The sequence below is a fragment of the Clostridium lamae genome (assembly GCF_033043255.1).
In the GTDB taxonomy this organism is placed as follows: domain Bacteria; phylum Bacillota; class Clostridia; order Clostridiales; family Clostridiaceae; genus Clostridium; species Clostridium lamae.
The window spans coordinates 1-21,707 of record NZ_JASCQJ010000027.1; the positions used below are offsets into that span (position 1 = coordinate 1).

The window sequence follows — 21,707 nt, forward strand, 5'->3', positions numbered from 1 at the left end:
TCCTGTTCAATACAGAAATCATCTTTTATATTAGGCCTACTCTTTTTTTAACTGTCCTTGACAAAGGGTACAGTTTATCTATCTATAAGGCTTTTTCTTTAACCTAAATTATTTTATTATTTTATCCCTTATTTTTTCATTATATCATTCCTGATTTTTTCTTTCCCTCTGCTTATTCTCTTATAAATTACATCTTTGCTTAATCCTAATTCCACTGCAATCTTTTCTACTGACTCTTCAAATAAATACTTTCTAATAAATATAGTTTTATCTTCTTCTTTTAAATTATTTAATAAAATATAAAAATCCTTATTATCTACTTCTATATTTTCATTTACTTCAGTATCTATAATTTCTTCCTTCAGTTCTAAAGTTATTGCCCTTTTATTTATCTTTCTTTTATAATCAATAGCTTTATACTTAGCTACTGAAATTAAAAAATTTCTTAAACTTCCTTTTGTACTATCATAACAATCTATATTCCTCCAAATAGCTATTAAAACATCATTAAAGCATTCATCTATATCATTTATCTCCGAGTAATTACAAAGTATCTTATTTATTACTCCATAAATTAATTTTCCATAAGCTCTTGATAAATTGTCCAATGCGAATTCATATCCATTAATTAAGTCTAAAAGTATTTCATTATCCTCCAAAATGATCTCCCCCTATAGAATATTATTTATATTTATTAGATAAATACTCTTGTATCTCATCACAATCTGTATTTCTTATTAATAAATCCTTAAATTTACCATTGCTAAATTCTATAAGAAGTTCTGATTCAAGCCTTCTTCTAGTAAGAAAGAAGTATGCAATAGGTATCATTGAAATAAAATAAACAATGCTCTTTATTAATTCTGATTTATTTGCTAACATATATGCAAACATTGATAATACTGTTGATAGTAAATATGCCATAAAAAGTAAGAACAATACGTTTCCTATTGAACCTATCTTACTTCTCTTATAATCTAATTGAAATTTAAATCTATACTTTTTCTTAACATCTGCTCCAACAATCATTTCTTTTATTTCTTCTTTATTATATATTTTTACTCCCTGCATTCTATTATAGTAATTTGCATTAACTAATATAATTCTTTTATTTGTACAAAACATTAATACATTAAAAGAATATCCATCACCAGTAATAAAAGGTGTATTTATCATTAAATTTACGCCAGTAGCTACATTAAGCATATCTGGATCAGTACCTTTTATTATCTTCTCTATTACTTCATCTCTTTCTAAAATCTTTTCCTTAACATGAATAAAAGCTTCACTAAGTTTTTCTTTTGCTAAATTTGTTCTTATATCATTTGTTATACTACTAAGCTTCTTATCATCAATATTAGCAAAGTCAATATACTCTTTAACTTCTTCATCCTTATAATTAATTCCATTTAGTTCTTTAAACACTTCCCTATCATTCATATTAAATACTCCTTTATTTTTATCTTTCATACTATATACGAATTTACATGTTAAATTTTGGACATTTAAAAATAAAAACGTAGATAAATTTATTTAAATACAAATCTATCTACGTTCCTTATCTATTTTAGAAATATATTTATTAATATCTTTACTAATAATCACTTTCTTTTTTCTTAACAACTACTATTATATTTAATATAAAAATGATTAAACTTACAATTGAAATTCCTATTAATATATCATTCCAAAAAGTCCAATTTAGTGCATTATTATCTGCAAGCACTCCTTGAAACATAAGTCCTGCATACATTGCTATTCCACATAAAATATCTACTATTAAGTCTGAAGTCTGAATTACTTTTCTAATAGCATTATTATTAATCAACTTATTTCTAATATTTATTGCTTTATAAAAATTTATACACACTATAATAAATAAGACTATATAAGCAACAAACACCCATTGAAAATGTAACATTACATCATCCAAAGGTTTTATTTCCACCATATTTACTCCCCCTAATATATAAGTAATTTATTTCCATATAAAAACTGATTATATCACCATATTTATTGTTCTTCAATAAATTTACATTCAATATTTTTATTTTAGATATCTAATATCTCCTTTAAACAACTCTGAATATACTGTGGAAAAAATAATGTTAGCTCGGCATGACTATTATAATTCTTCTTATCACAATAGGCTTTCATATTAATATTTTTCATTTCTTCTAATAAAGGCCTTATATCTGACATATATGTTTCTTCTTCTGTTGAATAATGAATATGTACAGAGTTATTATTGTTCTTATTTAAATATACTTTATCCTTCATTAAATTATTAAGCTTATCTATTGAATCATCGCTGCAATCCCCCATAATATACTCTAGTATATTTCTATGATTAGGAATATTTAAATAGTCTCCAAGATTATACTGTGGTGCCCCTACAATTATAAAATTGTTTTTTCTTTCTAATCCAAAATACAAGGCAGAATATCCACCCTTACTGGACCCAATATAAATTTCTTTTTCTGGCCTTATTTCATCTGATATTTTATTTATTAAAGCTCTTACATCTTCTTCAATCATAAAGTCTTTATCTTTACCTAAATAATAAGCTCCTCTTCCATCAAATCCAAAATCATCTAATATAAATAGCTTGTTACACTTAAATTCATCAATAGTCCTTATATACTTATACCTAGCTTTTTGACCTATTTTTGTACATGCTGAAAAGACTATTATTAATTCTTTAGATTTAATATTTCTTTCTAATAAATATTTAATTTCATACTTATTCCCTAAATATGTTTTTTGTTTAAAATTCATTAAGTATTTAGTTTTTAATAAATCTACTCCTTTATTTACCTTACTTAGTATATTCATCTCTTTACCCCTCAAATAAATTAATAAAAAATAAAAACAATGTTTTTTAAATAAACATTGTTTAATTAGTTATTAATTATATTATATCAAATAATTGTAAAATATTATTACATTACCCTTAATTTTCTAAATCTATTGTAAGATGCCATAATTTCTTGCTTTCTAGGTAAAGCTAAACTTCCTGATCCACCTTTTATATTATCTATGGAGATCAAACCATTTCTTTTAATTTCATTGTAAGCTTTGTTCACTGCCTCTTCTAAAGATAAATTTTGATTCATCATATTATCTTCTATCCACTTCATAATATATCCAATAGAGTTTAATTGTTCATTATCCACTATCTGCTCTACAGATCTTAAATCAATATTTTCATTATTTATACTTATATTACTTAAGCCCATAGTCTTAATTTTTACACCCTTATAAGTACTCTCTATAGTTCCCTTTTGAAGCTTTCTATTAAAGTTTATATTTACTTTAATATTTTTTTCTTCAATTCTCTTATTTATTTCTCCACGCATAAGAGCTTTTGCTTCCCTTGTGACATCCTTTGCTTCATAATTATCCATTTGTATAACAGTATCTGCTACATCAAAATAATCTCCTGAACTACCTATAACTAATATTGTTGAGATATCCTTTTGATTATATAATGGCTTTACTATTTCAATAAATGGCGTTATCGGCTCTTTTTCTTTAGAAACTAATCTTTGCATCAAATCATCTCTAATCATAAAGTTAGTAGCTGATGTATCTTCATCTATAAGTAATACTTTAGAATTAGCTTCAATTGCTTCCACTATATTTGCTGCTTGTGATGTACTCCCACTGGCATTTTCTGTAGTGAATTTTATTGTATCTTTACCATTTGGAAGATTATCTATAAATAATGATATATCTGTATTTTTAATACTTCTTCCATCTTCAGCTCTTACCTTAACTGCACTATTATCAGTAATTACATATTCCCTTCCGTCACCTTCAATATGATTATAAACTCCAAGCTCTAAGGCATTTAAAAGAGTTGATTTTCCGTGATATCCACCACCAACTATTAAGGTTACCCCATTTTTAATTCCCATACCTTTAATTAATCCCTTATTCGGAAGATTCATTTCTACTTCTAATGAAGCAGGGGATTTAAAAGGTATAGCACTTTTTAATGGCTTTTGTGATACTCCACTTTCTCTCGGCAAGATTGAACCATTTGCTATAAAAGATATTAATCCTCTATTTTTAAGTTCACTTCTAATATATTCTTGATCTTGAACTAACTTAACTCTATCTATAATTTTAGACTTATTAATATTTTCATATATTAATGTATTTTCTACTATACTCGGTATAACATTGTATAGAATTTTTTCTAGTTCTTTAGCTAAGACTGTTCTTCCTTTAGCAGGAAATCCAACGTAAAATCTAGCTTCTATATTATCTTCATTAATAACTATTGAGGTTCTTTCTAATATTTCCTGTGGGCATCTGCTTATAGAAATTAATCCACTTTTTCCTGACCCAAATATTTTCTCGCTATACTTATTTATATTAAGATAAAACAATCTAGTTAAAAAATCAGAAACTGCAACCTTTTTATAATCTTCATTTATTAACTCTTCTGGAAACTTAGCCTTACTTTTATTTATAATGACTCTTAATCTTGAAGGCGAAGCAAATGGGTCTCCTTGCACATGATCAATACTTAATAAGTAACCTTTAAATTCGTATTGTCCTTGTAAATCCTTATACGCCTTATATCCTTTTCCATCTATTCTTTGAAGTTCATTTTTTAATATTATAGAATTCTTCATAGCAGTACCTCTTATAGTTTATTAAAATATTCGTCTATCAACTTTTCTCCCATTCTTCTGTACATATTACTCATATTAATAAAGGAGCTGAGTAGTAAAAAGTTCTTTTGAAATTCTTTGTCCTCTATATTTTCATTTACCATCATACTTTCTATATTATCAGTTTTTTCATATATAGTTTTTTCTACATCTCTAAAGTCTTCATTATATTGTTCTAAATATAAGCTATATAGCTCTCTTATTGGATATTTTTCGCCACCTTCAAAAGTTTTCACTATTTTGCTTAGTGAGCTTTTTATATCACTAATTGATAGTCCTCCCTTTAAGTTATAAATAAGGCTCATAAGTATTAAATGCTCTTTGCTATATTTCTTATTCTTTATAGACATTAGTAATTTTCCCTTAGCATAATTATTTACCATAGTCTTTGTTAGTGCTTTATCTTCTTCTGTTCTTTTACTATCATTAAATTTACTATCAAAAAGCTGAGTAACTTGATCCATATATAAATCTAGTTCTGGCATCTCCTCTAAAGTCAATTGACTTTGTAAATTTAGCTCCTTGAATTTATCCATTAATTCGTTTTTATCCATAACGTCCTCCATGTAGTTTTTTAAACTACTTATTAATACACCTATATTTAAATATACTAGTAATCAGTAGATAATTCAAGAAAATTAATAAGTTTAATATATTTTTATGGGAATTCAGAGCTTATACAACTTTGACTTTCAAAGTATATTTTATTAATATATAAATAACAATAGGTAGTTTTTGAAACTATGTGTAAAGAGGTGTTTAATTTGGGAAAATATTTAAGAGAACCTATTAATAGTCTAACTCATTTAGTCGGTGCGATTCTTTCACTTTTTGCATTAATTGCAATGTTAGTAAAAGGAATAACTAGTAATGCATCTGCTGTGGCAATTGTTTCTGTAATAGTATTTGGTATTAGCTTAATTCTTTTATATAGTGTATCTGCAACTTATCATGGAGTTATAACAAGTGATAAAATTATTTTTAGATTAAGAAAATTAGATCACTCTATGATATTTATATTAATAGCTGGCTCTTATGCTCCATTTAGCTTAATAGCACTTGGAGGTTCAAAAGGCGCTGTATTCTTTTCAATTATAGCTTCAATTGCTATAGCTGGTATTTTATTTAGAATGCTTTGGTTCAACTGTCCAAGATGGTTACAAACAGCTCTTTATATAGGTTTAGGATGGGCAGCTATATTTATGATTAAACCTTTATCACAAGTATTAAGTCCTGTTAGTTTATTTTTATTAGTTTTAGGTGGCATATTTTACACAGTAGGTGGAGTTATATATGGCCTTAAACCTAAAAGACTTCAACTAGGAAAATTTGGTTTTCATGAAATATTTCATATATTTATTTTATTAGGAAGTTTATGTCACTTTATTTGTGTATTCTTATTCTTATTATAGAAATTTCTTAATATTAATATACTTATATTATTTAAATTAAATGTATATTTTGTAGCGTAACTAAAAGAAAATTTAATATAAATAAATAATGATAGCTATAATTATTATAGCTATCATTATTTTTATTATAATTACTTAATTACTGCTTAATTATTGCTTTTCTAGTTAAAAATCTTGCTAATCCTATAAATATAATAAATAGTACTATAAATGTTAATATAGCTGCATATACATTTCCAGTATTAATTCCAAATATAATTGCTATAAACTTATATATATTTGCAGTTAAATCAGGATAGAATACATCCACTATACCTCCTAAGTTGAATAATATAACCGGCAAAATAGATACTACTACTTTCATAAGTTTATTGCATCTATAATAAATTATAGTTATTAAGAATCCTAAAGAAATTGCAAATATACATAATGCTCCTTGGAAAGCAATACTACTAAGTAAAGTTTCTATACTATTACTTTGTACCCAATTAACAGAATTATCAAAGTGACCTTTACCAATATTAGCATAAGCCATATCATAAAGAGTTGGACATTTCATAAAAATATTATAGATACGATTAATAATTATATCTATAATAGACATACCTACGGCAACTGGAATCATAGATAATGCTGTTCCATATATGAAATCTTTTCTAGAAACATTATTACTCTTCATAAAATAAAAGTTTTCCTTAAATAAATTTAATCCTGCCACAAATATAAATATTACTGATGATAGCTCTATTCCTGAAGAAGATACATTACCAGTTCTTGAAAGTATCACTGAAGCTACGCATACAGTAATGAAAATTGCATAATAGATTGCTATTGAATTTTTTAAACTATTAATATTATATTTTATTATAGATTTTATTTTCATTATTTAACTTCCTCCTCTCCAGTTAAATGGATAAATAATTTTTGTAGTTCTACCTTTGATGTTTCCAATCCTAACTCTCTTATTTGTACTTTATCTTCATCACTTACTTTTCCAATAATTGTTGCAGCTTTAAAACCTGCCATAGAATCTATATTAATACATTTCTTACCTTCTATATATTTTTCAACATTTTCTGAAGCTCCTGATACTAAGTAAGCTTCCCCTAATAATTTTTCAACTTCATCATCACCTAATACCTTACCATTTTTAATTATTATTACTTTTTCTAATATCTCTGAAACTTCTTCTATAATATGGGTTGATAAAACTATAGTTTTAGGTTCATCAATATAATTTGCTACTAATTCCTTATAGAACATATCCCTATGATTAGCATCTAACCCTAAAACAGGTTCATCAAAAAGCAATACTTCTGCTCCTGATGATAAAGTTATAATAATCTTACAAATTGATGAATATCCAGTAGATAATTCTTTAAACTTCTTATTAATATTAAGTCCAAATTTATTGCTTAAGCTTAAAGCATAATCCATATTAAAATTACTATAAAACTCTTTTGTCCATTTAAATAAATCCTTTATTTTCATTCCTTCAGGATATAAATCTTGTTCTGTCATAAAATATACTTTTCCTAAGGCATTACTATTTTCTACTACATCTTCATTATCTATTATTACACTGCCTTCACTTGAGAAGATTCTATTAGTTATAAGATTTAAAAGTGTTGTTTTTCCTGCCCCATTTCTTCCTAATAAACCGTATATCTTATTTTCTTCTATAGTTAGCGAAACATTATCTAAAACCCTATGCTTTCCATATTCTTTAGATAAATTTGATATCTTTATCAATGCCATTATCTATTCCCCCTTTTAATCATATTTACAATATCATCAATAGATATATTAAGCTTCTTTGCTTCTTCAATTAATGAAACTACATAGTTAGAATAAAAATTATCTTTTCTCTTTTGTATTAATACTTCCTTACTTCCCTCCGAAACAAACATACCAACACCTCTTCTTTTATATATAATTCCTTCGTCTACTAATATATTAAAGCCCTTTGCCACAGTTGCTGGATTAATCTTAAATTTTATTGATATTTCTGTTGTTGATGGTATCGCTTCATCTTCTTTGAAAATTCCATTTAATATACCATCTTCTATTGATTGTGCTATTTGAATGTATATAGGTATTTCACTAGAAAAATCTAAATTCATAGCTACCTCCTTTTAACTTTATACTATAATATATGTCATTTTTGTTATTTGGTTCATTACTTATGTAATTAACTATATACCTATTGGTTTATTTTGTCAATATTTTAAAAATAAATAATTTACTCATTTTCCATTAAATTTTCTAAATATTATTCTACCTTTAAATGAAAATATATTTACTTTATGATATAATAACGAAATGAATAAAATTAGAAATGAGGTATGTTTTTAGTGATAACTGTATCAAACGTAAGTTTAAGATTTGGTGGACGTAAGCTATTCGAAGATGTAAATATAAAATTCACTCCTGGTAACTGTTATGGTGTTATCGGTGCTAATGGTGCTGGTAAAAGTACTTTCTTGAAAATATTATCTGGGGAAATAGAACCTAATACAGGTGATGTAAGCATAGCCCCTAATACAAGAATGTCTGTTTTAAAACAAGATCATTTTGCTTATGATGAGTATGAAGTTTTACAAACAGTAATTATGGGAAATAAAAGATTATATGAAATAATGGAAGAAAAGGATGCTTTATATGCAAAGGCAGACTTTTCTGATGAAGATGGTATAAGAGCTTCTGAATTAGAAGGTGAATTTGCTGATATGAACGGTTGGGAAGCAGAGTCAGATGCATCTTCTTTACTTCAAGGTTTAGGTATCGGAACTGACATACACTATAAGAAGATGTCTGAATTAACTGGTTCTGAAAAAGTTAAAGTTCTTTTAGCACAAGCTTTATTCGGAAATCCTGGAATACTAATTCTAGATGAGCCTACTAACCACTTAGATATCCAATCAATTAACTGGTTAGAAGACTTCCTTTTAAGATTTGAAGGAACTGTAATAGTTGTATCCCATGACAGACACTTCTTAAATACAGTATGTACTGTTATGGCTGATGTTGACTTTGGTAAAATTAAGTTATACGTTGGTAACTATGACTTCTGGTATGAGTCAAGCCAATTAGCTCTTCAAATGTCTAAGGATCAAAACAAGAAGAAAGAAGAAAAAATCAAGGAATTACAAGAATTTATTGCAAGATTTAGTGCTAATGCTTCTAAATCTAAACAAGCAACTTCTCGTAAGAAATTATTAGACAAGATTACTTTAGATGATATTCAACCATCAAGTAGAAAATATCCTTTCGTTGGATTTAAACCTGAAAGAGAAGTTGGTAATGAAATTTTAACTGTTGAAGGATTAACTAAAACAATTGATGGAGTTAAGGTTTTAGATAATGTTAGCTTCAGAGTTAATAAAGATGATAAAATTGCTTTCATTGGGGACAATGAAATTGCCATAACAACTTTATTCAAGATAATCAATGGTGAAATGGAACCAGATAGTGGAGAATATAAGTGGGGAATAACAATAACTAATTCTTACTTCCCTAAAGATAATAATGAGTTCTTTGAAGGCTGTGATTTAAACTTAGTTGACTGGCTTAGACAATATGCTGGAAAATCAGTTGAAGAACAATCTGAATCTTACTTAAGAGGATTCCTTGGAAGAATGTTATTCTCTGGAGAAGAAGCATTAAAGAAAGCTAGCGTATTATCAGGAGGAGAAAAGGTTAGATGTATGTTATCTAGAATGATGCTTACAAATGCTAATGTATTAGTATTAGATCAACCTACTAACCACTTAGATCTTGAATCTATAACTGCTGTTAATAATGGTTTAAAAGATTATAAGAGTGTAGTTTTATTTGCTTCTCATGACCATCAATTCATTCAAACTATAGCAAATAGAATAATTGATATTAAAGAAGATGGTTCAATAGTTGATAGAACTATGGCATACGACGAATATCTAGAATTCTCAGGAAAAACTAAGTAAGTCAATAGAAAAATATCATAGTTATTTGCTCCGTCACTTCGTTCCAAGTCGCCATAACTATGATATTTTTTCTATTTTTATAAATTAATACTGTATGTGAAAAGTCAGCAGAGCTGACTTTTTTATATTTTATATAACTATTCTTATTGGTTATTAGTCTTAAACTATCATATTTCTATTTTCTTTATAGTGTATCCTTTTTCCTCTAAGAAATCTAAAACACTATCTTCACCCATATAATGTCTGTAGCCTACTGCTACAACTCTTTTTTTTCCATCTTTTATTAATTCATCTATTTTATTAGCCATTCCTTTATTTCTTTCTATATTTAATAAATTATAAATTTCTTCATCAGTTTCTTCTCTCAACTTTGCTTCTAATTTTTCTGCATTTTCAACGTCACTATTTACATAATTATGAAAAAGTTTATTTATCCTATCTATTTCTTTATCTTTTAATTCATCATTATATTTATTTATATATTCTTTCAAAGAATTCCAACTATAAATATCATTTAGTAAATTTATTTGAAAATCTATTCCTTCTATCTCATCTATTTCTATTTTATTTATTTTGGCTTGATTCATTAATAATAAATCTGTCGAACTACCTGCAAATCCAGTTTCTTTTAACTGATTAGCTAATATCACTTGATTTAATCCATATGCATTTAATTTTTTTATTGAATTAATATTTTGGTTATTAGAGTTTATTATTTTTTTCAACTTATTAATTTCATCTGTAGATAAATATTTTTCTATAGTATCTCCATCTTCTAAATTCATACTTTTTTGAAGTTTAGTTATACTACTAGCTACCGTTGTATCTACCTCTACAGTTAAAATATCTGCACTATTTAATATTTCTTTTAATTTATCATTTAGTAATATATGAGTATTTGGTGCTGGATGCATGGTTCCAACTAAAGTCACACTATTCCCATCGACACTTGTTGCCTCCCAAATAAATCCCTTTGCTACTGGTCTAGTATCTTGAGCCGCCTTTGGTTCACATCCCACTAATGTCACCAAAACCATAAAAACTAAAATTAGGCTAGTACTTAACTTAAATCTTTTTATCATTTCCCCCATCCCCTTATAAGTAAAATATTCATTTAACACACTTATTATATTCCATTTTTTTTACATAAACAAAGGGGAATTTATAATGCAATTATTATTATCTATTTTAACTTCATCTTTCTTTATATTTAACATAGTATCTATTAATAAAAAAGCACTAGATTGTTTATACTCTAAGGCCTAACGGTATAAACTTCTAATGCTTTTTATACAAATAATATATCCGACGACATAATTATTCGAACTATTCAATTTATAAAATTTTATATTTTATTGCTTATTTATCAATACTTTTATTATAAGTATTAACTCATAATATTGTCTATACACTCTCCAACAGTAGAAACATGTTTATTGGCAATTCTCTTTAAATCTTCTTCTACATGATGAAAGGTAAAACTATTTTTAGTTAATTCAAACATAGATACATCATTAAATGAATCTCCTATAGCATAAAGATTTTCTTCTTTGATGTCATTTAATTCAAGTATACTTTTTAATCCATTTCCCTTTGAACAATCTTTTGGTGATATATCTACAAAGAACTGATTTCTAAAAGCCTCAAGGTCTTGTCCATATATTTTAACTAATAAATTTTTTATATCTTCTGCTAATTCTACATCTTTATTTAGTGAAAAAATACTTATGAATGAATACATTCTTCTAGTTGAAAATAACTCATTTATTGAAATTCTATCTTTAAAACGTACTAGCATATCACTTATATCTTGTGATAAACAACTTGCATGCTCTAAACTCTTAGTTTCAATCAAATAATGTTGCCCATCTGATACAAAATTAATACAAACATCTTCTCTATCTATAAAATCCTTAATTATTTTTTCTGCTATATCATTTCTTATGTATTTATTTAAAATTACTTCTTTATTATTATCTAATACTATAGATCCATTACAAGCTACTATGTAGTCATATTCTATTTCAGGATAATCTCTAAACAAATCATATATAGAATCAACATTTCTTCCTGTTGAAATTACAAACTTATTTCCCTCTTTCTTAAACCATATTATTGCTTCTAAGTTCTCCCTACTTATAGTTTGATCTTCCCTTAATAAAGTTCCGTCTAAATCACAAGCTAAATACTTCATTAAATCACACTCCCCCACGAATACTTCTAAAAGATTATATCACATTTCTTGTCAGAATTTTTTCAATATATAAAATTACCATATATTTAATAAACATTTAATTTGCACATTATGTTGTCATGTAATTTTTTTATATTTTTATATAATTAAAGTATATTAATGTTTTTAAGTATCTATTTAGTTATTATTTTCTATATTATCATACTTATTATTTAATATAAGTATATCTACTCTTCTATTTTTTGCTTTTCCTTCATCAGTATTGTTATCTGATATAGGTCTATATTCCCCATATCCAACTGCTGATAACCTATCAGGTGATACACTTCCTTTCTCTATTAAGAATTCTACTACGTTTGATGCTCTTATCGATGATAGTTTCCAATTTGAACTAAAGTCTTCATTCTTTATTGGAATATTGTCCGTATGCCCTTCTACTCTAACATAATTATCAATTTTATTTAAAATAATCGCTAATGAACTTAATTTAGATCTCATATCTATTTTTATATCTGCTTTTGCACTATCAAAGAAAATACTATCATTAAAACTTATCACTAATCCTCTTTCTTCTATGGATGTGGATACACTATCCTGTAGGTCTAAATCCTTTATCATATCATCAACTTGCCCTTCTATCCCTTGTAGCTTTTCTTCTTCACTTTGAACTAAAGGGGATAATTCACCATCACCACTAGATTCACCTAAAGGTTGTCCAACTTCTTGATTATTTATTCCTGTTCCTCCTGTAAAAGCATTTGACATAGAATTAGCCAACTTTTCATACTTCTTTTGATTTACATTTGATGCAGAATATAAAACAACAAAAAATACCATAAGTAATGTTATAAGATCAGAATATGTAAGAAGCCATCTCTCGTTATTTTCTGGTTTTTCTTTTCTCTTCTTCATTCTATACTTCCTCGCCTAAATGCAGTTTTTCTATTTCACTTTCCGTTAAATATCCTTCTAATTTGCTTATTATAGAGTTTGGACTGATTCCTTCTTGAATAAGTAGTACAGCTTCTATGTACATTTCTTTTTCTATAATTTCTTCATCATTTAAAGCCTTTAATTTATTTGCTATTGGTAACCATATTAAGTTAGCTGTTGCTATACCATAAAGTGTTGCTATAAATGCAACTGCAATTTTATGTCCTAACTCATCTGGATCATCTAAGCTTCCTAAAACTTGAACTAATCCCATAACTGTTCCTATAATTCCCATAGTAGGTGCATATCCACCTGCTGCCTCAAATATCGCTATTCCTTGATGATGTCTCTCTGAAATCTGCTCTAATTTTGTTTCTAATGAACTTTTTACTACTTCTGGACTGATTCCATCCACAATCATCTGTAATCCTTTCTTAATAAAAGGATCTATTGCAGAATCATTTAAATCTGATTCCATACTAAGAAGACCATCTTTTCTTGTCTTCGTAGCTAAATTCTTGAAAAAAATAATATTATCTATAATATTGTTTTCTCTTTTCTTAAAAGCTACTGCAAATATCTTAGGGAATCTCTTTAACACCTTTCCTTGAGTAGAAATTCCAACGGCTCCAATAGTTCCTCCAAATACTATTATAGCTGCTGTAAGTTGCAATAATGCTCCTAATGCTCCTCCCTCTAATGTAAATCCTAAAATTATACATACAAAAGAAAATATAATGCTAATAATAATTGTAATATCCATAATACACCATCCAATTAAAATGTTTATGTAATTTATATTATATAATTTACATAATTCTTTCAATTTCGTTATTTTAATTTATTTATTCCTATATTTGATATTTCTTTCGTTTATTCAAATTATTCCTCTGTATCTTAGATTTGTACTAAAATTAGATAAAGTTTTACATAAAAACATTACCATGGTATTTTCTGTAATTATACTATCCTTATGATATAAATTTAATAATCTAATTTATCATAATAAGGTAATTTTATGAGTTATAAATATGTTTTAAATCTTACTTCTCTTTATCTAATTGCTACTATATATGTTTATTGATTCTCCTTATAAATAATGATATAATACAAGACAAAGTGAATAGAACATTATAGGTGTCAGAGGGACAATTGTCTGCTCTGGTGAAAAGGGAAGCAGGTGCAATTCCTGCATGAACTCGTCGCTGTGATGTAGGAATCTTATTTCCGCTATTGTGAAAGTCACTAGTTAATAACTGGGAAGACGAAATAAGGTGTTGATTACTAAGTCAGAAGACCTGCCTGTAATGATATTGTGGAGCCACGAGTAATTGGTTGAAACATAAGAAACATTATTGATTTCAAGAATATTTCTATGTCTCAATGGCCTTTTACATACTAGTAAAGGTCTTTTTTTATTGATATATTCTTTTTTCAATATTGCTAAATCCACAATCTTCTACACTTATATGCAACTATGGATGGAGTTGTGGATATTACAGTATTGAAAGGAGAAACAATGAAAACTAACAAGAAAAAAATACTAGGAATAGGATTACTATTAATATTAATTGCTTCACTTAGCTTTATTTATTTTAAATTTAGCGAAAAGCCAGTAGAAGGAAGCAAATCAATTGTAATTGAAGTCATTAATAAATCTAAAGAATCAACAAAATATGAACTTAAGACAGATGCAGAATATTTACGTCAAGCTATGGAAGAAGCAGATGGATTAGATTTTTCTGGTACTGAAGGTCAATATGGAATTATGATAGATACCGTAAATGGAGAAAGAGCTGATTATAATATAGATGGTGCATATTGGAGCTTCCTTGTAAATGGTAACTACTCTAACTATGGTGTTGATGAGCAACCTGTAGAAGATGGCGATAATTTTCAAATCGTCTATACAAAGCAATAATTTGTAATGAATAGGCAAGCCATAAAACTTACTGCCAAGGATATTTCCTTAATTGGAATGATGGTTGCAGTTATAGAAGTTTGTAAAATTGCTCTTTCTGGAATCCCAAATGTTGAGCTTACTACATTCTGGATTATTATCTTTTCCATATATTTAGGAAAGCGAGTATTTTTTGTAATACCGATTTTTATAATTATCGAAGGATCCATGTATGGTTTTGGACTTTGGTGGATTATGTATCTTTATACATGGCCATCACTAGCACTTATTAGTACGTTATTAAGAAAAATGAACTCAGCAGTATCATTTAGTATTCTTTCAGGATTATATGGACTGCTGTATGGGCTTTTTTGTTCCATTCCATACGTATTTATAGGTACAATAGATGCTAATCTAGCAACTGGTTTGAGAACTGCATTCTCTTGGTGGATTGCTGGAATCCCTTGGGATATAGTACATGGCATTAGTAATTTTATTATTATGCTTGTCTTATACCATCCAATTACAAGTGTAATGAATAAGACTAAATATCTATATATGAATAATTAAATAATAAAATTAATTCATTTTATGTTTCTAACATATAAAAAGGAGATGCTACAAAGCATCTCCTTTTACTTTTAAAATAAGATTATTTATTATAGCTAATATGAAGTAATTCGTGAGCCTTCCCATGCCCTGGCTTACCCATATAAGTATCATACATCTTATTTAATGCAACATTTTCATGAGATTTTCTCTTCTTTAAGTTCTTATCTTGATTATATAATACTGATGCTCTAACGCTTCTAATATCCATGTTTAATCTATCTAAAGCATTAACGTGAGGTTGACCTCCACCATTTACACATCCACCTGGACACGCCATCACTTCAATGAGGTGATATTGTTTTTCATCCATTTTACCACTATTAATAAAATCAAATAAGCTCGCTGAGCCATTTATTACTGCTACATTATAGTTTTCTCCACCGATTTCTACAGTGGCTTCCTTAATGCCTGCAAGGCCTCTTACTTGCTCATACTCAATATTTTCTAAATCTTTTCCTTCAACAAAATCTTTTGCACTTCTTAAAGCTGCTTCCATAACTCCACCAGTTGCTCCAAATATAGCTCCTGCTCCTGTGTATTCACCCATTGCTGGATCTGCTTCACTATCTTCAAGCTTAGCAAAGTCAATCTTTGCATCTTTTATCATTTTAGCTAATTCTCTAGTTGTTATTACTGCATCTATGTTTCTTAATCCCTCATTTTCCATTTCTGGTCTATCTGCTTCATATTTCTTAGCAGTACAAGGCATTATAGTTACTGTAAATACATTCTTTGGATCTATATCTACAGTTGTTGGATAATAAGTTTTGCTAGCCGCTCCAAATATTTGTTGTGGTGACTTAGCTGTTGATAAATTTCCTAAAAGGTTTGGATAATAATTTTCTACTTGTCTTACCCAAGCTGGACAACAAGATGTAAACATTGGGAATGGACCACCAGCTTTAATTCTATGAACTAATTCTGTTGCCTCTTCCATTATTGTCATATCTGCTCCAAAGTTTATATCAAATATTTTATCAAATCCTAATTGTCTTAAAGCAGTATATATCTTTCCAGTTACATCTACGCCATATCCCATCTTAAATAATTCACCCATTGCAGTTCTTACTGATGGTGCCATTGCAACTATAACATGCTTTTCTTCATTTTCTAACGCATCTTTAACTCTATCCATATGAGATTTTTCCGATAATGCATCTACTGGGCAAGCTGCTACACATTGGCCACATAATAAACAATTAGTTTCATCAAAGCATTTTAAATTTTCTGGTCCAATTATATTTTCACCATTAACTTCAATAAATTTTATAGATTCTGTTCCAGTTTTAGTTTTACATGCTGCAACACATCTACCACAAGTTACGCACTTAGTTCTATCTATAACAATTGATTTACTTCTATCGTCAACATATTCTGATTTATCTGCAACGACAAAAGGTTTTGTAGCTTTAGCTCTTGTTTTAATAACAAGCTTTAAAAACTCACAATTTTCTCTTCTTTTACAAGGTCCACATTTAAACTCATGCTTATCCAATAAAGATGCAACTCTAGTCTTTACAGCTTCTTGAACTCTTTCAGTATTAGTATTAATAACCATTCCATCTTCTGGAATTAAAGAGCAAGCCTTTACCAAATCCTCTTGTCCTTCTATCTCTACTAAACATACTCCACACTGCCCAACACTACCACAATCTTCAAGAAAACATAAAGAAGGAATATCTATTCCATATTCTTTTGCTACCTTAATTAAATTATTATCATTATTTACTTCAACACTTCTTCCATTAATAGTAATATTTTTCATCGAAAATTCCCCCTATATTCATTTTTATGAAGCTTTTAGATTGTCATAATATTAACGCGATATATTATACTCCTTTTTTCGAATAATTACTATCTCTTAATTAATTCCATAAATAAAATATATTATCTTTTAATATAAATTATCCATATCTTTCTGTATTTACCAAGTATTTGTTTTGCAGGTCAAAATAAGTGAAGGAATTTTATCTACTATAGGATTTTTATTTATATTTTTATGGTAATATAATACTATAAAATGCATTAATGCGAGGTAACTTATGATACGTGTATATAACAGAAAAACTAAAAACTATGAAGTTGAAAAGGTAGCTGGAGGTAATTATATTAAATGGTCTTACGAATCTCCTGTTGGTAAAAACTTTACTGAACTGATATTGAAGAAAAAATTATTCTCTAAACTATATGGTACATATTGTGATACCCCTTTTAGTAAGAAAAAAATCTCAAAATTTATAGATGATTTTAATATAGATATGGATATTAGCACCAATACTATAGATGATTTTAAAAATTTTAATGACTTCTTTGTGAGGTCCTTAAAAGAAGAAGCTAGACCAATAAATATAGATAATAACGTACTTATTTCTCCTGGTGATGGTAGATTATTTGCTTACGAGAACATTTCTATTAATAAATTAATTCAAGTTAAAGGCATACATTATAGTTTATCTGAATTAATTGAAGATAATGATTTAGCTAAAGATTATGAAGGGGGTACTTGTTTAGTTTTAAGACTTTGTCCAACTGATTATCATAGATTTCATTTTGTAGATAATGGGATTCCTTTAGAGAATCATTTTATAAAAGGTAATTATTATTCTGTAAATCCTGTTGCTCTTGAGAGAATACCAAAACTTTATTGTCAAAATAAAAGAGAGTGGAGTGTATTTAAATCAGAAAATTTTGGAGACATACTTCATATTGAAGTTGGTGCTACTTGTGTTGGTACTATAATTCAAACTTATTCTGCAGATAAAAGAGTTAGTAAAGGGGCCGAAAAGGGATACTTTAAATTTGGTGGTTCTACTACCATACTTTTCTTTAAGAAAAATACAATTAAGATTGATGAAGATATAATAAAACAAACAAACCTAGGATACGAAACTATGGTTTTAATGGGGGAATCAATAGGAAATAAATACTAAATATATTGATTAAGGAGTTGAAATTTATGGGGGACTTAATATATAGACTTTTATTATTTTTAAATAGTAGTAAAGAAAATGATATAAATTATAATATAGCTCTTACCATGCTTAGAAATGTTCGCATAATTCCTAATATGTCCATTAATAAATTATCTGAGCTTTGCTATACATCTCCTGCTGCTATAACAAGATTTTGTCATAAGCTTGGTTATTCTACATTTATTGAATTCAAGGAAAATATAAAAATATATATCGATAGTTATAATGAAGGTCTTATGAAGCCAAAGTCAATAAGCTATGAAATATCAAGAGAAGATATGTTAAATAATATGTCACTTGAAATAATAAATGAAATTGAAACCTTTAAATCATTTATTGATTTAAAGGTAATTGATAGAGTTGTAGAATTAATTTATAGTAGCAATAATGTGTGTATATTTGGTACTCAATTTTCACAATTAATGGCTCAAGATCTTCAAAGAAAACTAGTTAATCTGTCAAAGATAGTTTATAATGCAAATGATGTACAAGAACAAGAGAGAATGGCTAGTGAGTTAGATGAAAACTCATTAGCAATATTAATTTCACCATCATCCCAATTTGTTTTTTATCATGAAAGATTATGGAAAAAGATAGAGGCTAGTCCTGCAACAGTAGTAGTTATTACTGAAAAGGAAAATCCACATTATCAAAAAAGAAGTGATTATATAATTTACCTTCCACATAAGAATACCTCAAATGAATATATACAAAATCATAGATATGATTTGAGTTATCTTATAGAGTATATATATTCGAGATATGGAAGTATGTATAAAAATTAAATTAGATTAAATATGAAAAGTACTAAACATAATAATTCTATATAAAATTATTATATTTAATACTTTTCCTTTTTATATTCCTTTAATAATATTAATGAAATTATTTTTATCCTCTTCACTTTCGAATAAGCTGAACCAATCGCATATTTCAACAGCAAAGTCTATAAATGCCGCTCCTTGTGCAGTTATGATATTTTTGTCCCTTACAACTCTTTCTAATATAAAATTCTCTCTTGGAAAAGGGTCTTCCTCCCCATATCTAAGAACATATTCTTCGTTCCATTCAACTATAGGAGTTGTATATTTTACATCATTTAATACCCCTGATTTAGCTAAAGCTAGTGTTCCTGCTCCACAAATTCCACCTATCAATTTTCCTTCTGAATTCAATTTTTTAATTAATTCTATAAATTCAGATTTAATATTTTTAAACCAACCACCAGATATTATTAACCCTTCAATATCATCATCTAAAATATCATCAATTATTTTTTTAGGTTTATACAGAAAACCTGATCTTCCCTTAACTATCTCATCATCATATGAAATTGGAATAATTTCTTTTCCTGCATCTGCACATAGCAAATGACTAATTAAAGTTGTTTCATAATCTGTCATTCCATCAAAAATAAAAATCAATACCTTACCCATTTTACACCCTCATTTCTCTTTTATTACATATATTCTGGCGATATATTATAATATAATTATACCACTTAATTTAATTAACTTTTATATTTGTGTACAATGAAATGAGTTTTTCAATATAAAATAAATAATAAAGGAGCGTGTCAAAACGCTCCTATAAAATAACCGTCATTATATTAAAATTCTGCTCTTTCTACTTTTTCAATCTTTTCTATTACATCCTTAAATTGTGGTAAGTAATCTTTGTGAGCAACTAACATTTCATTTAAAAGCTTTCTTCCTCTTACATCATCAGCAACTAATGGATTTGTTACCATTGCTAAAAGTGCGGTATTATAATCTCCTGTATAAGCTGCTTCAGCTGCTAATCTTTCAAATGCTTTAATTTGTCCAACCAAACCTTGAGCAAATACTGGTAAGTCAGTAACAGTTTCTACTGGAACTGGTCCATTCTTTCCTAAATAACAACTTACTTCAATAGCAGATTCATCTTCGAATTGCTTTAATGTTCCATTATTTCTTGTATTTACTGCTATTACAGTGTTTTTATCATTATAAATCCCATTAATTACGTTACATGCTACATCTGAATAGTATGCTCCACCACGTCTTGATAATTCTTCAGGCTTGTCTTTTAAATTAACATCCTTATACATTTCAAATAACTTTTCTTCAAGCTCCATAACTACTTCTGCTCTAGTCTTGCCCGTCTTAAATGCTTCTAATTCATCATTAAGCATATCTTTAGTCTTATAATAATATCTATGATATGGACATGGTATTACCCCAAAAGCCTTAAATGTAGCAACATCCCAGCCTAAATCTTTAATATTTGCCATTGTTTGACTCTTTGTATCAGGTGATGTTAATATCTTGATAACTTCATCTGTAACATCTTTTCCATCATTATAGACTCTTTCAGCAAAAACCATATGATTTAATCCAGCAAAATCTATAGTTATCTTATCTCTATCTACACCTAATATATCTGCAAATGAGAATTGTAATCCGATAGGAACATTACATACTCCAATTACTTTCTTATGAACTCCATATCTTAATAATGCTTCTGTTACTATCCCAGCAGGATTTGTAAAGTTAATTAACCAAGCATTTGGACATAATTCTTGAATATCCTTTGCTATATCTAATATTACTGGTACTGTTCTTAAAGCTTTAAACAATCCTCCTGCACCATTAGTTTCTTGTCCTAAGAATCCATGGCTTAAAGGAATTCTTTCATCTTTACATCTTGCTTTTAATAAACCAACTCTTAATTGAGTAGTAACAAAATCAGCATCTTTTAAGGCTTCTCTTCTATCTAAAGTCAAATGAATATTCATTGGAACTCCAGCTTTTTCAACCATTCTCCTAGCTAATGCTCCAACTATTTCTAACTTTTCTTTTCCTTCTTCTATGTCTACTAGCCAATAATCACTTACTGGCATTTCATCATATCTTTTAATTAATCCTTCTACTAACTCAGGTGTATAGCTTGATCCTCCACCTATTGTAACTATCTTTATAGGTTTCTTTTCCATAATATTAACCCCCATCATTTAAATATTTCTTCTCATACCCTTATTATACTTAGATTTTAA

General features: G+C 27.7%; 22 protein-coding genes and 1 riboswitch. Of the genes, 6 read left to right on the plus strand and 16 right to left on the minus strand.

What is annotated here, in order from left to right:
- Positions 1-128: 128 nt before the first annotated feature.
- From QK892_RS12555 to QK892_RS12580, 6 genes are all read right to left on the minus strand, one after another.
- Positions 129-659, minus strand: coding sequence for a sigma-70 family RNA polymerase sigma factor (locus tag QK892_RS12555; protein WP_317273883.1), 531 nt, complete (start codon positions 657-659; stop codon positions 129-131).
- A 22-nt stretch (positions 660-681) separates the two neighbouring features.
- Positions 682-1,440, minus strand: a complete 759-nt coding sequence (locus QK892_RS12560) for a hypothetical protein (protein ID WP_317273884.1) — start codon at positions 1,438-1,440, stop codon at positions 682-684.
- 154 nt (positions 1,441-1,594) lie between these two features.
- Positions 1,595-1,951 carry a hypothetical protein gene (locus QK892_RS12565; protein ID WP_317273885.1) on the minus strand — a complete coding sequence of 119 codons (357 nt, stop codon included), beginning with the start codon at positions 1,949-1,951 and terminating at the stop codon, positions 1,595-1,597.
- Between the two features lie 101 nt (positions 1,952-2,052).
- The gene (locus tag QK892_RS12570; RefSeq protein ID WP_317273886.1) at positions 2,053-2,835 is read right to left on the minus strand and encodes an accessory Sec system protein Asp2; all 783 of its coding nucleotides are present in this window, start codon (positions 2,833-2,835) and stop codon (positions 2,053-2,055) included.
- 107 nt (positions 2,836-2,942) lie between these two features.
- A complete protein-coding gene (locus QK892_RS12575) occupies positions 2,943-4,646 on the minus strand; it encodes an ABC-ATPase domain-containing protein (protein WP_317273887.1) in 1,704 nt (567 codons plus the stop codon).
- 11 nt (positions 4,647-4,657) lie between these two features.
- Entirely contained in the window at positions 4,658-5,239 is a 582-nt protein-coding gene (locus tag QK892_RS12580) for a DUF1836 domain-containing protein (RefSeq protein ID WP_317273888.1), read from the minus strand.
- 210 nt (positions 5,240-5,449) lie between these two features.
- Between QK892_RS12580 and trhA the strand changes: the two genes are divergently transcribed.
- Positions 5,450-6,097 carry a PAQR family membrane homeostasis protein TrhA gene (trhA, locus tag QK892_RS12585; RefSeq protein ID WP_317273889.1) on the plus strand — a complete coding sequence of 216 codons (648 nt, stop codon included), beginning with the start codon at positions 5,450-5,452 and terminating at the stop codon, positions 6,095-6,097.
- A gap of 139 nt (positions 6,098-6,236) precedes the next feature.
- Here the strand turns inward: trhA and QK892_RS12590 are convergent, their stop codons facing one another.
- Genes QK892_RS12590 through QK892_RS12600 form a run of 3 tightly spaced genes read right to left on the minus strand, consistent with a single transcriptional unit; the run spans position 6,237 to position 8,220 of the window.
- On the minus strand, positions 6,237-6,980 hold the full coding sequence (locus QK892_RS12590; RefSeq protein WP_317273890.1) for a hypothetical protein: 744 nt from the start codon (positions 6,978-6,980) through the stop codon (positions 6,237-6,239).
- A complete protein-coding gene (locus tag QK892_RS12595; RefSeq protein ID WP_317273891.1) occupies positions 6,980-7,855 on the minus strand; it encodes an ABC transporter ATP-binding protein in 876 nt (291 codons plus the stop codon). The genes QK892_RS12590 and QK892_RS12595 overlap by 1 nt, the downstream gene beginning before the upstream one ends.
- Positions 7,855-8,220: a GntR family transcriptional regulator gene (locus tag QK892_RS12600; protein WP_317273892.1), complete on the minus strand. Its 366-nt coding sequence runs from the start codon at positions 8,218-8,220 to the stop codon at positions 7,855-7,857. The genes QK892_RS12595 and QK892_RS12600 overlap by 1 nt, the downstream gene beginning before the upstream one ends.
- Positions 8,221-8,451: 231 nt before the next feature.
- Between QK892_RS12600 and QK892_RS12605 the strand changes: the two genes are divergently transcribed.
- Positions 8,452-10,062, plus strand: coding sequence for an ABC-F family ATP-binding cassette domain-containing protein (locus tag QK892_RS12605; RefSeq protein ID WP_317273920.1), 1,611 nt, complete (start codon positions 8,452-8,454; stop codon positions 10,060-10,062).
- A 167-nt stretch (positions 10,063-10,229) separates the two neighbouring features.
- On the opposite strand, the gene QK892_RS12610 is transcribed toward QK892_RS12605, so the two are convergent.
- The 4 genes from QK892_RS12610 to QK892_RS12625 form a co-directional block, all read right to left on the minus strand.
- Positions 10,230-11,144 carry a TraB/GumN family protein gene (locus tag QK892_RS12610; protein WP_317273893.1) on the minus strand — a complete coding sequence of 305 codons (915 nt, stop codon included), beginning with the start codon at positions 11,142-11,144 and terminating at the stop codon, positions 10,230-10,232.
- A 305-nt stretch (positions 11,145-11,449) separates the two neighbouring features.
- Positions 11,450-12,256, minus strand: a complete 807-nt coding sequence (locus QK892_RS12615; RefSeq protein ID WP_317273894.1) for a Cof-type HAD-IIB family hydrolase — start codon at positions 12,254-12,256, stop codon at positions 11,450-11,452.
- A 177-nt stretch (positions 12,257-12,433) separates the two neighbouring features.
- Positions 12,434-13,168: a flagellar motor protein MotB gene (locus QK892_RS12620; RefSeq protein ID WP_317273895.1), complete on the minus strand. Its 735-nt coding sequence runs from the start codon at positions 13,166-13,168 to the stop codon at positions 12,434-12,436.
- A gap of 1 nt (position 13,169) precedes the next feature.
- Positions 13,170-13,952, minus strand: a complete 783-nt coding sequence (locus QK892_RS12625; protein WP_317273896.1) for a flagellar motor protein — start codon at positions 13,950-13,952, stop codon at positions 13,170-13,172.
- A 355-nt stretch (positions 13,953-14,307) separates the two neighbouring features.
- Positions 14,308-14,509: riboswitch (cobalamin riboswitch) on the plus strand.
- A 199-nt stretch (positions 14,510-14,708) separates the two neighbouring features.
- Here QK892_RS12625 and QK892_RS12630 point away from each other — a divergent pair.
- Together QK892_RS12630 and QK892_RS12635 are read left to right on the plus strand one after the other, a co-directional pair.
- The gene (locus QK892_RS12630) at positions 14,709-15,110 is read left to right on the plus strand and encodes a DUF4430 domain-containing protein (RefSeq protein WP_317273897.1); all 402 of its coding nucleotides are present in this window, start codon (positions 14,709-14,711) and stop codon (positions 15,108-15,110) included.
- A gap of 6 nt (positions 15,111-15,116) precedes the next feature.
- Positions 15,117-15,659, plus strand: coding sequence for a hypothetical protein (locus QK892_RS12635; protein WP_317273898.1), 543 nt, complete (start codon positions 15,117-15,119; stop codon positions 15,657-15,659).
- Between the two features lie 82 nt (positions 15,660-15,741).
- Here QK892_RS12635 and QK892_RS12640 read toward each other — a convergent pair whose 3' ends face one another.
- Complete coding sequence (locus QK892_RS12640; protein WP_317273899.1) at positions 15,742-17,466, minus strand: ferredoxin hydrogenase; 1,725 nt, start codon at positions 17,464-17,466, stop codon at positions 15,742-15,744.
- 277 nt (positions 17,467-17,743) lie between these two features.
- Here QK892_RS12640 and QK892_RS12645 point away from each other — a divergent pair, with 277 nt between their 5' ends.
- Both QK892_RS12645 and QK892_RS12650 read left to right on the plus strand, forming a co-directional pair.
- The gene (locus QK892_RS12645; RefSeq protein ID WP_317273900.1) at positions 17,744-18,631 is read left to right on the plus strand and encodes a phosphatidylserine decarboxylase; all 888 of its coding nucleotides are present in this window, start codon (positions 17,744-17,746) and stop codon (positions 18,629-18,631) included.
- Between the two features lie 26 nt (positions 18,632-18,657).
- The gene (locus QK892_RS12650) at positions 18,658-19,458 is read left to right on the plus strand and encodes a MurR/RpiR family transcriptional regulator (RefSeq protein ID WP_317273901.1); all 801 of its coding nucleotides are present in this window, start codon (positions 18,658-18,660) and stop codon (positions 19,456-19,458) included.
- Positions 19,459-19,530: 72 nt separating this feature from the next.
- Here the strand turns inward: QK892_RS12650 and QK892_RS12655 are convergent, their stop codons facing one another.
- Together QK892_RS12655 and QK892_RS12660 are read right to left on the minus strand one after the other, a co-directional pair.
- Positions 19,531-20,109: a DJ-1/PfpI family protein gene (locus tag QK892_RS12655; RefSeq protein WP_317273902.1), complete on the minus strand. Its 579-nt coding sequence runs from the start codon at positions 20,107-20,109 to the stop codon at positions 19,531-19,533.
- A 173-nt stretch (positions 20,110-20,282) separates the two neighbouring features.
- Positions 20,283-21,647 carry a 6-phospho-beta-glucosidase gene (locus tag QK892_RS12660; RefSeq protein ID WP_317273903.1) on the minus strand — a complete coding sequence of 455 codons (1,365 nt, stop codon included), beginning with the start codon at positions 21,645-21,647 and terminating at the stop codon, positions 20,283-20,285.
- Positions 21,648-21,707 lie beyond the last annotated feature (60 nt).

Excerpts from the sequence above, each read along its gene's own strand:
- QK892_RS12560 (WP_317273884.1), bottom strand. The coding sequence starts at position 1,440 with ATGAATGATAGGGAAGTGTTTAAAGAACTAAATGGAATTAATTATAAG.
- QK892_RS12565 (WP_317273885.1), bottom strand. The coding sequence starts at position 1,951 with ATGGTGGAAATAAAACCTTTGGATGATGTAATGTTACATTTTCAATGG.
- QK892_RS12570 (WP_317273886.1), bottom strand. The coding sequence starts at position 2,835 with ATGAATATACTAAGTAAGGTAAATAAAGGAGTAGATTTATTAAAAACT.
- QK892_RS12575 (WP_317273887.1), bottom strand. The coding sequence starts at position 4,646 with ATGAAGAATTCTATAATATTAAAAAATGAACTTCAAAGAATAGATGGA.
- QK892_RS12580 (WP_317273888.1), bottom strand. The coding sequence starts at position 5,239 with ATGGATAAAAACGAATTAATGGATAAATTCAAGGAGCTAAATTTACAA.
- QK892_RS12590 (WP_317273890.1), bottom strand. The coding sequence starts at position 6,980 with ATGAAAATAAAATCTATAATAAAATATAATATTAATAGTTTAAAAAAT.
- QK892_RS12595 (WP_317273891.1), bottom strand. The coding sequence starts at position 7,855 with ATGGCATTGATAAAGATATCAAATTTATCTAAAGAATATGGAAAGCAT.
- QK892_RS12600 (WP_317273892.1), bottom strand. The coding sequence starts at position 8,220 with ATGAATTTAGATTTTTCTAGTGAAATACCTATATACATTCAAATAGCA.
- QK892_RS12610 (WP_317273893.1), bottom strand. The coding sequence starts at position 11,144 with ATGATAAAAAGATTTAAGTTAAGTACTAGCCTAATTTTAGTTTTTATG.
- QK892_RS12615 (WP_317273894.1), bottom strand. The coding sequence starts at position 12,256 with ATGAAGTATTTAGCTTGTGATTTAGACGGAACTTTATTAAGGGAAGAT.
- QK892_RS12620 (WP_317273895.1), bottom strand. The coding sequence starts at position 13,168 with ATGAAGAAGAGAAAAGAAAAACCAGAAAATAACGAGAGATGGCTTCTT.
- QK892_RS12625 (WP_317273896.1), bottom strand. The coding sequence starts at position 13,952 with ATGGATATTACAATTATTATTAGCATTATATTTTCTTTTGTATGTATA.
- QK892_RS12630 (WP_317273897.1), top strand. The coding sequence starts at position 14,709 with ATGAAAACTAACAAGAAAAAAATACTAGGAATAGGATTACTATTAATA.
- QK892_RS12635 (WP_317273898.1), top strand. The coding sequence starts at position 15,117 with ATGAATAGGCAAGCCATAAAACTTACTGCCAAGGATATTTCCTTAATT.
- QK892_RS12640 (WP_317273899.1), bottom strand. The coding sequence starts at position 17,466 with ATGAAAAATATTACTATTAATGGAAGAAGTGTTGAAGTAAATAATGAT.
- QK892_RS12645 (WP_317273900.1), top strand. The coding sequence starts at position 17,744 with ATGATACGTGTATATAACAGAAAAACTAAAAACTATGAAGTTGAAAAG.
- QK892_RS12650 (WP_317273901.1), top strand. The coding sequence starts at position 18,658 with ATGGGGGACTTAATATATAGACTTTTATTATTTTTAAATAGTAGTAAA.
- QK892_RS12655 (WP_317273902.1), bottom strand. The coding sequence starts at position 20,109 with ATGGGTAAGGTATTGATTTTTATTTTTGATGGAATGACAGATTATGAA.
- QK892_RS12660 (WP_317273903.1), bottom strand. The coding sequence starts at position 21,647 with ATGGAAAAGAAACCTATAAAGATAGTTACAATAGGTGGAGGATCAAGC.